Below are 13175 nucleotides of genomic sequence, written 5' to 3'. Positions count from 1 at the left end.
GAACTCGATATGAACAGGATCCTTTCCGCCTTCGGCATTTCGCTATGGATGGCGCTGATATCGCCGATGGTGTTCGCTGCCAATCTCAAGACGCTCGATGTGGCGGCATTGCCAGGGGATCGTGTCGAGATCAAGCTGGCTTTCGACAGCCCGCCGTCGGCCCCCCATGGCTATACCACCGAGCAGCCGGCGCGGATTGCCCTGGATCTGACCGGGGTGGCCAGCCAGCTGACCACCAAGACTCGCGACCTGGGTGTTGGCAATGCGCGCAGCGTGACGGTGGTGGAAGCCAAGGATCGTACCCGGCTGATCATCAACCTGACCAAGCTGGCGCCCTACAGTACCCGGATCGACGGTAACAACCTGTTCGTGGTGGTCGGCCAGGGCCCTGCGTCCGCAGTGTCGAACCAGGCCGCCAGCGCTCGTCCGACAGCCGCTGCGCCGCAGCCGGCGCGAGCGGCGCCGAAACCCTACGTGCCGGTGGGCAAGGCCATTCGCAATGTTGACTTCCAGCGCGGCGAGCAGGGCGAAGGCAATGTGGTGATCGAGCTCTCCGATCCTTCCATCAGTCCGGATGTGCAGGAAAAGGGCGGCAAGATCAACGTCGACTTCCCCCGTACCCAACTGCCCGAGTCCCTGCGTGTGCGCCTTGACGTCAAGGATTTCGCCACGCCGGTCCAGTACGTCAACGCCACGGCGTCCGCCGACCGCGCGAGCATTTCCATCGAGCCGGGTGGTGCCTTCGATTATTCGACCTACCAGACCGACAACAAGCTGACCATCAGCGTCCGTCCGCTGACCGTCGATGACCTGCAGCGGCGCAACGCCGAGCGATTTGTCTACAGTGGCGAAAAGCTCTCGCTGAACTTCCAGGACATTGACGTTCGCTCGGTACTGCAGCTGATTGCCGATTTCACCAACCTCAACCTGGTGGCCAGCGATACGGTGCAGGGCGGCATCACCCTGCGCCTGCAGAATGTGCCATGGGACCAGGCACTGGACCTGGTGCTCAAGACCAAGGGCCTGGACAAGCGCAAGATCGGCAACGTGCTGCTGGTAGCGCCAGCGGACGAGATCGCCGCGCGGGAACGCCAGGAGCTGGAGTCGCAGAAGCAGATCGCCGAACTGGCGCCATTGCGTCGTGAACTGCTGCAGGTCAACTATGCCAAGGCTGCGGACATCGCCAAGCTGTTCCAGTCGGTGACCAGCGCCGAGAGCAAGGGTGACGAGCGCGGCTCGATCACCGTGGACGAGCGCACCAACAACATCATCGCCTACCAGACCCAGGAACGTCTCGATGAGCTGCGGCGCATCGTTGCGCAGTTGGATATCCCGGTGCGCCAGGTGATGATCGAGGCACGGATCGTCGAGGCCAACGTCGGCTACGACAAGCAACTGGGCGCCCGCTGGGGCGGCAGCATCTCCGGTGGCAACTGGAAGACCAACGGTGGCTCGCCGACGCTGACCCGGCTGACTGGTCAGAGCGCCAGCACACCGTTCGTCGACCTGGGCGCCACCACGGCGACCTCTGGCATCGGCATCGGCTTCGTCACCGACAACACCATTCTTGACCTGGAATTGAGCGCGATGGAGAAGACCGGCAACGGTGAGGTCGTCTCGCAGCCCAAGGTGGTCACTTCCGACAAGGAAACTGCGAAGATCCTCAAGGGCACGGAAATTCCTTACCAGGAGTCCAGCTCCAGCGGTGCCACCTCGGTGTCCTTCAAGGAAGCGTCGCTGTCGCTGGAGGTGACGCCGCAGATCACGCCGGACAACCGGATCATCATGGAGGTGAAGGTCACCAAGGACGAGCCGGACTACCAGAACGTGCTCAACAACGTGCCACCGATCAAGAAGAACGAAGTCAACGCCAAGGTGCTGGTCAACGACGGTGAAACCGTGGTGATTGGTGGGGTGTTCTCCAATACTCAGAGCAAAACCGAAGAGAAGGTGCCATTTCTCGGCGATGTGCCGTATGTTGGGCGCCTTTTCCGTCGGGACATCGTTTCGGAAGCAAAATCCGAGCTGCTGGTATTCCTGACTCCGCGTATCATGAATAACCAGGCGATTGCTGTGAGTCGTTGATTCTGTGCGAAATTTGATTCTTGTTGGGCCTATGGGGGCTGGAAAGAGCACCATAGGTCGCTTGCTGGCCAAAGAGCTGCGCCTGCCGTTCAAAGACTCCGATAAGGAAATTGAATTGCGCACCGGCGCGAATATCCCGTGGATCTTCGACAAGGAAGGCGAACCGGGTTTCCGTGATCGCGAGCAGGCCATGATTGCCGAGCTGTGTGCCAGCGACGGCGTGGTCCTGGCCACGGGCGGTGGTGCGGTGATGCGCGATGAAAATCGCCAGGCGCTGCATGCCGGCGGGCGGGTGGTCTATCTGCATGCGTCGGTGGAGCAGCAGGTTGGCCGTACCGCGCGCGATCGCAATCGACCACTATTGCGTACCGCCGACCCGGCCAAGACCTTGCGCGACCTGTTGGCGATCCGTGATCCGCTTTATCGGGAAATCGCCGATCTGGTGGTGGAAACCGATGAGCGGCCGCCACGCATGGTCGTGCTGGACATCCTCGAGCGCTTGCAACAGCTACCTCCCCGTTAAAGCGGGCGAGGAAATGCGCTATTCTCGACGCCCGTCATGCCCGCCTGCGGTCATGGCTCAAGGCCATCGGGCCGCGCCGGCAACGGACGCCGCCGACAATCGTTAATCCTGGGACTGGACGCCCGCGTCCATCTTCACTGTGGGGACACATGCAGACACTTAAGGTCGATCTTGGCGAGCGCAGCTACCCGATCCACATTGGCGAAGGGTTGCTGGACAAACCCGAGCTACTGACGCCGCACATTGCCGGTCGGCAGGTCGCCGTCGTCTCCAATGAAACCGTCGCGCCGCTCTATCTTGAGCGCCTGAGTCGCAGCCTGGGCGCCTATTCGGTGATCTCGGTGGTGCTGCCCGATGGCGAGGCCTTCAAGAACTGGGAAACCCTGCAATTGATTTTCGACGGCCTGCTGCAGGCTCGTCACGACCGCCGGACCACGGTGATCGCCCTGGGTGGCGGGGTCATCGGGGACATGGCCGGATTTGCCGCGGCCTGCTACCAGCGTGGGGTGGACTTTATCCAGGTTCCGACTACCTTGTTGTCGCAGGTCGATTCTTCGGTGGGTGGCAAGACCGGTATCAACCATCCCCTGGGCAAGAACATGGTGGGGGCGTTCTATCAGCCCAACGTGGTGCTGATCGATACCGCGACCCTCAAGACGCTGCCGGCCCGTGAGTTGTCGGCGGGTCTGGCCGAGGTCATCAAGTACGGCCTCATCTGCGACGAGCCATTCCTGACCTGGCTGGAGGAGCATGTCGATGCCCTGCGTAGCCTCGACCAGGCGGCCCTGACCGTGGCCATCGAACGTTCCTGCGCGGCCAAGGCGGCCGTGGTCGGGGCCGATGAGCGTGAGTCCGGTGTGCGCGCCACGCTCAATCTCGGGCATACCTTTGGCCACGCCATCGAAACCCACATGGGCTATGGTGTCTGGCTGCATGGTGAGGCCGTGGCGGCCGGTACGGTCATGGCGCTGGAAATGTCCGCGCGCCTGGGCTGGATCAGCGCGGACGAGCGTGATCGCGGTATTCGCCTGTTTCAGCGGGCGGGCCTGCCGGTCATCCCTCCAGAGGAGATGACCGAGACCGATTTTCTCCAACACATGGCAGTTGACAAGAAAGTGATCGACGGTCGGATGCGCCTGGTGCTGTTGCGCCGCATGGGCGAAGCCGTAGTGACCGACGATTATCCGAAAGAGGTTCTACAGGCCACGCTGGGGGCGGACTACCGCGCCTTGGCTCAGCTTAAAGGTTGATTAGATTCCGATGACTAGTTTGCATGCCGACGAGGCTTTCCTCGGCCATTATCAGTTGAGTCACGATCCTTTCGCTCCACGGGTGCCTGGCTTCAAGTTTTTCCCCGCCCAGCGCAAGCCAGTGCTGGGGCAGTTGCATCACCTGGCCCGCTACAGCCAGTTGCTGCTGGTGGTGACGGGCCCGCTGGGCAGCGGCAAGACTCTGCTGCGCCAGGCGCTGGTGGCCAGCACCAACAAGCAGTCGGTGCAGAGCGTGGTGGTTTCCGCACGCGGTGCCGGCGATGCCGCCGGTGTGCTGTACCAGATCGCCCAGGCCCTGAACGTGGCCGAGGCCGACGTGTCCTCGATCCTGGCGCAGGTAGTGCAACTGGCGCTGACCGGTCAGGAAGTCTATCTGCTGGTGGATGATGCCGAGCAACTGGACGATTCGGCGATCGAGGCCCTGCTGGCCCTGGCCGCTGGCGCTCCGGAAGGTCGGCCACACGTGTTCCTGTTCGGCGAGTCGTCGCTGATTGCCGCCCTGGAGCCGCACAGCGCGGAGGAAGAGCGCTTCCATGTGATCGAACTGCAGCCCTATACGGAAGAGGAAACCCGTGAATATCTGGCCCAGCGCCTGGAAGGTGCAGGGCAGGGTGTAGAACTTTTTACCGCTGAGCAGATCACTGAGATTCACGAAAGCGCCGAAGGCTGGCCTGGCAATATCAACCAGGTGGCCCGCGACGCGATGATCGAAGCCATGATTGCCAGCCGCTCCGCGGTCAAGCGACCAAGTATGGGGTTCAAGATGTCCAAGAAATACGTGTTGGCGTTGTCCGGCGTGGTAGTGGTCGCGATCGCTGCGGCCTGGATGAGTTCTGGTCGCAGCAAGGCGCCGACGACTGCCGGCGCACCAAACGAGCAGGCCCAGCTGCCACTGGGGCAGGCGCCGAAGCCAGGTAGTGGCCCGGCGGTCGAGTTCGCCGGCAATTCGCAGCCGATGCCGCTGCCATTGGTCGGCCAGTCGCAGCCAGTGATGCGCGGCCCGCTGGCCGAGGCTGCCGGTGGCATGCCGGAAGGCGACGATGGTGGCGCTCCGGCGGTTGACGGGGGTGTGGCTCAGCCGCCAACCGTGACCACCACCGCTCCGCCCTTGGGGGTTCCGGCTGGCCCGACGCCCGCTCGTCCGACGCCAGCACCGACCCAGGTAGCCACGGCCAAGCCGGCAACTCCGGTTGCCAAGCCTGCGCAGACACCAGTACCGGTGCCAGCCGCCAAGCCGGTGGCCAAGGTCGAGAAACCGGTCGAGAAGCCTGCTGCTGCAGCCAAGCCGGCCGCTGGCAGTAGCTGGTACGCAGGCCAGGCTCCGGGCCACTACGTGGTGCAGATCCTCGGCACCAGCTCCGAGGCCACTGCCCAGAACTTCGTCAAGGAGCAGGGCGGCGAGTACCGTTATTTCAAGAAAGTGCTCAACGGCAAGCCGCTTTATGTGATCACTTATGGTAGTTTCGCCAGCCGCGATGCCGCGGTAAGCGCTATCAAGGCCTTGCCAGCGAAGGTTCAGGCTGGTAAACCTTGGCCTCGCACTGTCGCCAGCGTCCAACAGGACCTCGCCACAACTCGCTGATGATTCGGCAGCCTTACCCAGGCTGCCCTTCCAGCACCTCAAAATTTCCACCTCGGCGCGCAGCCCGCAAAGCTGCGTGCCTTGTGGTGTCTGCGTCACTGTAGGTTTGAGTCGTAACGGTCAAAATCCAAAAAACTTTGACTAACACGAAATATCGCTTTAAAACTTTCATAAATGCGACACGAATTTTCGACATTTCGTCGCTAAATTTGTGGGCGTCTGTGTCGGTGTGTACAATGACCTCCCTTTTGCCCCTACAAAGCCGGCGTACGTTCGGCGTGGATGGTAAGCGGTTGAATTGAAAAGAAATTTGCCTCGCTAAGAGGCAGCCTGGTGAGAAAGTGTCTATGAAAGCAGGTCTGTACCAACCAGATGAATTCAAGGATAACTGCGGTTTCGGCCTGATTGCCCACATGCAAGGCGAGCCCAGTCATCACCTGTTGCAGACGGCCATCGAGGCCCTGACCTGCATGACCCACCGCGGTGGGATCAACGCCGACGGCAAGACCGGTGACGGTTGCGGCCTTCTGATCCAGAAGCCCGACCAGTTCCTGCGTGCTGTCGCCAAAGCGCAATTCGGTAACGATCTGCCCAAGCAATATGCGGTAGGCATGGTGTTCTTCAACCAGGACCCGGTCAAAGCCGAAGCTGCGCGCGAAAACATGAATCGCGAAATCCTCGCGGCCGGCCTGCAACTGGTGGGCTGGCGCAAGGTGCCGATCGATACCAGCGTCCTCGGCCGCCTGGCCCTGGAGCGCCTGCCACAGATCGAGCAGGTATTCATCGGCGGTGAAGGCCTCAGTGACCAGGCGTTCGCCATCAAGCTGTTCAGTGCCCGTCGTCGTTCGTCGGTGGCCAACGCTGCCGATACCGATCACTACATCTGCAGCTTTTCGCACAAGACCATCATCTATAAAGGCCTGATGATGCCGGCGGACCTCACCGCCTTCTATCCGGACCTCAACGACCCGACGCTCAAGACCGCGATCTGCGTGTTTCACCAGCGTTTCTCGACCAACACCCTGCCGAAATGGCCGCTGGCGCAACCGTTCCGCTTCCTGGCGCACAACGGCGAGATCAACACCATCACCGGCAACCGCAACTGGGCCCTGGCCCGTCGCACCAAGTTCGCCAACGACCTGATCCCCGATCTCGACGAGCTGGGTCCGCTGGTCAACCGTGTCGGTTCCGACTCCTCGAGCATGGACAACATGCTGGAACTGATGGTCACCGGCGGTATCGACCTGTTCCGCGGCGTGCGCATGCTGATTCCGCCTGCGTGGCAGAACGTCGAGACCATGGACGCCGACCTGCGCGCGTTCTACGAATTCAACTCCATGCACATGGAGCCCTGGGACGGTCCGGCTGGCGTCGTGATGACCGAAGGTCGCCACGCGGTCTGCCTGCTCGACCGTAACGGCCTGCGCCCGGCGCGCTGGGTCACCACCAAGAACGGCTACATCACCCTGGCGTCGGAAATCGGCGTGTGGAACTACCAGCCGGAAGACGTCATCGCCAAGGGCCGTGTTGGTCCAGGGCAGATCTTTGCCGTCGACACCGAGACCGGGCAGATCCTCGACACCGACTCGATCGACAACCGCCTGAAGTCGCGCCACCCGTACAAGCAGTGGCTGCGCAAGCACGCCCTGCGTATCCAGGCGACCATGGAAGACAACGACCATGGTTCGGCGTTCTACAACGTCGAGCAGCTCAAGCAGTACATGAAGATGTACCAGGTCACCTTCGAAGAGCGTGACCAGGTGCTGCGCCCCCTGGGTGAGCAGGGCTACGAAGCGGTCGGCTCGATGGGCGACGACACGCCGATGGCCGTGCTGTCCCAGCGCGTGCGCACGCCGTACGACTACTTCCGCCAGCAGTTCGCCCAGGTGACCAACCCACCGATCGACCCGCTGCGCGAAGCGATCGTGATGTCGCTGGAAATCTGCCTGGGTGCCGAGCGCAACATCTTCGAAGAGTCGCCGGAACATGCCTCGCGCGTGATCCTCAGCTCGCCGGTGATCTCGCCGGCCAAGTGGCGCTCGCTGATGAACCTGGAGCGTCCGGGTTTCGAACGCCAGATCATCGACCTGAACTACGACGAAAGCGTCGGCCTCGAAGCGGCCGTGCGCAACATCGCCGACCAGGCCGAGGAAGCCGTGCGCGCCGGTCGCACCCAGATCGTCCTCAGCGACCGCCATATCGCGCCGGGCAAGCTGCCGGTACACGCGTCGCTGGCGACTGGTGCGGTGCATCACCGCCTGACCGAGAAAGGCCTGCGCTGCGACAGCAACATCCTGGTTGAAACCGCGACCGCCCGTGACCCGCATCACTTTGCGGTGCTGATCGGTTTCGGTGCCTCGGCGGTCTATCCGTTCCTGGCCTATGAAGTGCTGGGCGATCTGATCCGTACCGGCGAAGTACTGGGCGACCTGTACGAAGTCTTCAAGAACTACCGCAAGGGCATCACCAAGGGCCTGCTCAAGATCCTCTCGAAGATGGGGATCTCGACCATCGCTTCGTACCGTGGTGCGCAGCTGTTCGAGGCCATTGGCCTCTCCGAGGAAGTGGTCAACCTGAGCTTCCGCGGCGTGCCGAGCCGCATCAAGGGCGCGCGTTTCGTCGACCTCGAAGCCGAGCAGAAACTGCTGGCGACCGAAGCCTGGAGCGCGCGCAAGCCGATCCAGCAGGGTGGCCTGCTGAAGTTCGTCTACGGCGGCGAGTACCATGCCTACAACCCGGACGTGGTCAACACCCTGCAGGCTGCCGTGCAGCAGGGCGACTACGCCAAGTTCAAGGAATACACCGCGCTGGTGGACAACCGTCCGGTGTCGATGATCCGCGACCTGCTCAAGGTCAAGACCCTCGACCAGCCGCTGAGCATCGACGAGATCGAACCGCTGGAGGCGATCCTCAAGCGCTTCGACTCGGCGGGTATCTCCCTCGGCGCCCTGTCGCCGGAGGCCCACGAAGCCCTGGCCGAGGCGATGAACCGCCTGGGCGCACGCTCCAACTCCGGTGAGGGTGGCGAAGATCCATCGCGCTACGGCACCATCAAGAGTTCGAAAATCAAGCAGGTCGCGACCGGTCGTTTCGGTGTGACCCCGGAATACCTGGTCAACGCTGAGGTACTGCAGATCAAGGTGGCTCAGGGCGCCAAGCCCGGTGAGGGCGGCCAGTTGCCAGGCGGCAAGGTCAACGGCCTGATTGCCAAGCTGCGTTATGCGGTACCGGGCGTGACCCTGATCTCGCCACCGCCGCACCACGACATCTATTCGATCGAAGACCTGTCGCAGTTGATCTTCGATCTCAAGCAGGTCAACCCGCAGGCGCTGGTTTCGGTGAAGCTGGTGGCGGAAGCCGGTGTCGGCACCATCGCCGCCGGCGTGGCGAAAGCCTATGCCGACCTGATCACCATCTCCGGCTATGACGGCGGTACCGGTGCATCGCCCTTGACCTCGATCAAGTACGCCGGTGCGCCGTGGGAACTCGGCCTGGCCGAGACCCACCAGACCCTGCGCGGCAACGACTTGCGCGGCAAGGTCCGGGTCCAGACCGACGGCGGCCTGAAAACCGGCCTCGACGTGATCAAGGCAGCCATCCTCGGCGCCGAGAGCTTCGGCTTCGGTACCGCACCGATGATCGCCCTGGGTTGTAAGTACCTGCGTATCTGCCACCTGAACAACTGCGCCACCGGCGTGGCGACCCAGAACGACAAGCTGCGCAAGGACCACTACATCGGTACCGTCGACATGGTGGTGAACTTCTTCACCTACGTCGCCGAGGAAACCCGCGAGTGGCTGGCGAAGCTGGGCGTGCGCAGCCTTGAGGAACTGATCGGCCGTACCGACCTGCTGGACGTCATCCAGGGTGATACCGCCAAGCAGCATCATCTGGACCTGACCCCGCTGCTGGGCAGCGATCATGTCCCTGCGGACAAGCCGCAGTTCTGCGGGGTCGACCGCAACCCGCCATTCGACCAGGGCCTGCTGGCCGAGAAGATGGTCGAGATGGCCCTGCCGGCGATCAAGGGCCTGAGCGGTGCCGAGTTCGACCTGGATATCTGCAACTGCGACCGTTCCATCGGCGCGCGGATCTCCGGCGAAATCGCCCGTGCCCATGGCAACCAGGGCATGGCCAAGGCACCGATCACCTTCCGCTTCAAGGGCACGGCCGGGCAGAGCTTCGGCGTGTGGAACGCCGGTGGCCTGAACCTGTACCTCGAAGGCGATGCCAACGACTACGTGGGCAAGGGCATGACCGGCGGCAAGCTGGTGATCGTTCCGCCCAAGGGCAGCGTCTACAAGAGCCAGGACAGCGCCATTGTCGGCAACACCTGCCTGTACGGTGCCACCGGCGGCAAGCTGTTCGCCGCCGGTACCGCAGGCGAGCGTTTCGCGGTGCGCAACTCCGGCGCCCACGCCATTGTGGAAGGCACCGGCGATCACTGCTGCGAGTACATGACCGGTGGTTTCGTCTGCGTACTGGGCAAGACCGGCTACAACTTCGGCTCGGGCATGACCGGCGGTTTCGCCTACGTGCTGGACCAGGACAACACCTTCGTCGACAAGGTGAACCACGAGTTGGTGGAAATCCAGCGGATCAGCGGTGAAGCGATGGAAGCCTATCGCAGCCACCTGCAGAACGTGCTGGACGAGTACGTCAAGGAGACCGACAGCGAATGGGGTCGCAACCTTGCCGAAAACCTGGACGACTACCTGCGGCGCTTCTGGCTGGTCAAGCCGAAGGCAGCCAGCCTGAAGTCGCTGTTGTCCAGCACCCGTGCCAACCCGCAGTGATGCGCCTGAAGAGTTTGATGAGGTTTTTGTAATGGCTGAACGTCTGAGTAACGACTTCCAGTTCATCGATGTCGGGCGCAAGGATCCGAAGAAGAAACTGTTGCGTCAACGCAAGAAAGAGTTCGTGGAAATCTACGAACCCTTCAAACCCCAGCAGTCGGCCGACCAGGCCCACCGCTGCCTGGGTTGCGGTAACCCGTACTGCGAATGGAAATGCCCGGTCCACAACTTCATCCCGAATTGGCTGAAGCTGGTGGCCGAAGGCAATATCCTCGCCGCGGCGGAGCTGTCCCACCAGACCAACACCCTGCCGGAAGTCTGCGGCCGGGTCTGCCCGCAGGACCGTCTGTGCGAGGGGGCGTGCACCCTCAACGACGGTTTCGGCGCGGTGACCATCGGTTCGGTGGAGAAGTACATCACCGACACCGCCTTCGCCATGGGCTGGCGTCCGGACATGTCCAAGGTCAAGCCGACCGGCAAGCGCGTCGCGATCATCGGCGCAGGCCCGGCGGGCCTGGGCTGTGCCGACGTGCTGGTGCGCGGCGGAGTGACCCCGGTGGTGTTCGACAAGAACCCGGAAATCGGCGGCCTGCTGACCTTCGGTATCCCCGAGTTCAAGCTGGAAAAGACCGTGCTGAGCAATCGTCGCGAAGTCTTCAGCGGCATGGGCATCGAGTTCCGCCTCAACACCGAGGTGGGCAAGGACGTGACCATGGAAGAGCTGCTCGCCGAATACGATGCGGTCTTCATGGGCATGGGCACCTACACCTACATGAAGGGCGGCTTTGCCGGCGAGGACCTGCCGGGCGTGCATGACGCCCTGGATTTCCTGATCGCCAACGTCAACCGCAACCTGGGCTTCGAAAAGTCGCCGGAAGATTTCGTCGACATGAAGGGCAAGAAGGTCGTGGTACTTGGCGGTGGCGACACCGCAATGGACTGCAACCGCACCTCGATTCGCCAGGGCGCAAAGGCCGTGACCTGTGCCTATCGTCGTGACGAGGCGAACATGCCCGGTTCGCGCAAAGAGGTGAAGAACGCCAAGGAAGAGGGCGTGAAGTTCCTCTACAACCGCCAGCCGATCGCGATCGTCGGTGAAGAAAAGGTCGAAGGCGTGAAGGTGGTCGAGACCCGTCTCGGCGAGCCGGATGCCCGTGGCCGTCGCAGCCCCGAGCCGATCCCGGGCTCCGAAGAGATCATCCCGGCCGACGCCGTGGTCATCGCCTTCGGTTTCCGTCCGAGCCCGGCGCCATGGTTCGAGCAGTTCGGTATCCAGACCGACAGCCAGGGCCGTGTCGTGGCTCCGGAGAAGGGTCAGTTCAAGCACCAGACCAGCAACCCGAAGATCTTCGCCGGTGGCGACATGGTGCGCGGTTCCGACCTAGTGGTGACGGCGATTTTCGAGGGACGCAACGCCGCCGAAGGCATCCTGGACTACCTGGGCGTCTGACCTTCTGACCCGCGACAAATTGACCCGATAGACAAAAGGCACGGCACTCGCCGTGCCTTTTTCGTTGCGCTCTGAGAAAATGCCCGCACTTTTTTTCCGGATGCCGACATGACTGCCCTGAAGAACGACCGTTTCCTGCGTGCCCTGCTCAAGCAACCCGTAGACGTCACTCCCGTGTGGATGATGCGTCAGGCTGGTCGCTACCTGCCGGAGTACCGCGCCAGTCGCGCCAAGGCCGGCGATTTCATGAGCCTGTGCATGAATCCGTCATTCGCCTGTGAAGTCACCCTGCAACCCCTGGATCGCTACCCGGGCCTGGATGCCGCGATCCTGTTCTCCGATATCCTGACCATCCCCGATGCGATGGGCCAGGGCCTGTATTTCGAGACCGGCGAAGGTCCGCGCTTCAAGAAAGTCATCAACAACCTGGCCGACATCGAGGCGCTGCCGATCCCCGATCCGCAGAAAGACCTGGGCTATGTGATGGACGCGGTCAGCACCATCCGCCGTGAACTCAATGGCCGCGTGCCGTTGATCGGCTTCTCCGGCAGCCCCTGGACCCTGGCTACCTACATGGTCGAAGGCGGTTCGTCGAAAGATTTCCGCAAGACCAAGGCCATGCTCTACGACAATCCGCAGGCCCTTCACCTGTTGCTGGACAAGCTGGCGCAGTCGGTCACCAGCTACCTAAACGGGCAGATCCGGGCCGGCGCCCAGGCGGTGCAGATCTTCGACACCTGGGGCGGCGCGCTGTCGGCGGCGGCCTACCAGGAGTTCTCCCTGGCCTACATGCGCAAAATCGTCAGCGGCCTGATCCGCGAGCACGAAGGGCGCAAGGTGCCGGTCATCCTGTTCACCAAGAACGGCGGCCTGTGGCTGGAAAGCATTGCCGAGGCCGGTGCCGATGCGCTGGGCCTGGACTGGACCTGTGACCTGGGTGAAGCCCGTCGCCGGGTCGGCAACAAGGTTGCGTTGCAGGGCAATATGGACCCGACCGTGCTGTACGCCAAGCCCGAGGCCATTCGTGCCGAAGTGGCGCGGATCCTCGCCAGCTACGGCGAAGGTTCGGGCCATGTGTTCAACCTGGGCCATGGCATCACCCCGGAGGTCGACCCGGAGCATGCGGGGGCCTTCATCAATGCCGTGCACGAGTTTTCCGCGCAATACCACCGCTGAGGTTTGGCAGGTGACCACGGCCCCGGCGGGGCCGTGGATCTTTCCTTGAGGGCGCCGATTTTTCCTCGCCCTATCAGAAAATCCCGACGTGTTGTTGCATGGGCTGTCAGTCCCGTCCAGAGGCTGCCGGTCTGACGCGCTCATCCATTGCCTTGTGTAATACCCCGCTCCGTTTTTACTATCCGTCTGGATGTATTTCTGAAGTTTCCTTCAAGATTTTTTGCGAACTCCCTCTTCAAAGGTAAAACATCCCGGACAAAGCTTTTATTGCTGATGATTCCCTCTTTCTGCT

At 62.3% G+C, this 13175-nt stretch carries 7 protein-coding genes; all 7 read left to right on the top strand.

Annotated features, from left to right (window positions below; translation table 11 throughout):
* Window positions 1-9 precede the first annotated feature (9 nt).
* Complete coding sequence (locus tag AC6I6U_RS01210) at window positions 10-2085, top strand: type IV pilus secretin PilQ (protein WP_497880277.1); 2076 nt, start codon at window positions 10-12, stop codon at window positions 2083-2085.
* A 4-nt stretch (window positions 2086-2089) separates the two neighbouring features.
* Window positions 2090-2608, top strand: coding sequence for a shikimate kinase AroK (gene aroK, locus AC6I6U_RS01205; RefSeq protein WP_026145113.1), 519 nt, complete (start codon window positions 2090-2092; stop codon window positions 2606-2608).
* Window positions 2609-2757: 149 nt separating this feature from the next.
* Window positions 2758-3858 carry a 3-dehydroquinate synthase gene (aroB, locus tag AC6I6U_RS01200; protein ID WP_497880276.1) on the top strand — a complete coding sequence of 367 codons (1101 nt, stop codon included), beginning with the start codon at window positions 2758-2760 and terminating at the stop codon, window positions 3856-3858.
* A 10-nt stretch (window positions 3859-3868) separates the two neighbouring features.
* The gene (locus AC6I6U_RS01195; protein ID WP_497880275.1) at window positions 3869-5461 is read left to right on the top strand and encodes an AAA family ATPase; all 1593 of its coding nucleotides are present in this window, start codon (window positions 3869-3871) and stop codon (window positions 5459-5461) included.
* Window positions 5462-5808: 347 nt separating this feature from the next.
* Window positions 5809-10257 (top strand): glutamate synthase large subunit, encoded by a 4449-nt coding sequence (gltB, locus tag AC6I6U_RS01190; protein ID WP_497880274.1) that lies wholly within the window; start codon window positions 5809-5811, stop codon window positions 10255-10257.
* A gap of 31 nt (window positions 10258-10288) precedes the next feature.
* A complete protein-coding gene (locus AC6I6U_RS01185; RefSeq protein ID WP_497880273.1) occupies window positions 10289-11707 on the top strand; it encodes an FAD-dependent oxidoreductase in 1419 nt (472 codons plus the stop codon).
* 108 nt (window positions 11708-11815) lie between these two features.
* Entirely contained in the window at window positions 11816-12883 is a 1068-nt protein-coding gene (gene hemE, locus AC6I6U_RS01180; RefSeq protein ID WP_497880272.1) for a uroporphyrinogen decarboxylase, read from the top strand.
* The last annotated feature ends 292 nt before the right edge of the window (window positions 12884-13175 follow it).

The sequence above is a fragment of the Pseudomonas sp. UTLPPB19802 genome, assembly GCF_059730225.1.
Note: the sequence above shows the minus strand (reverse complement) of the source record. Positions and strands in the feature narration are given on the sequence as shown.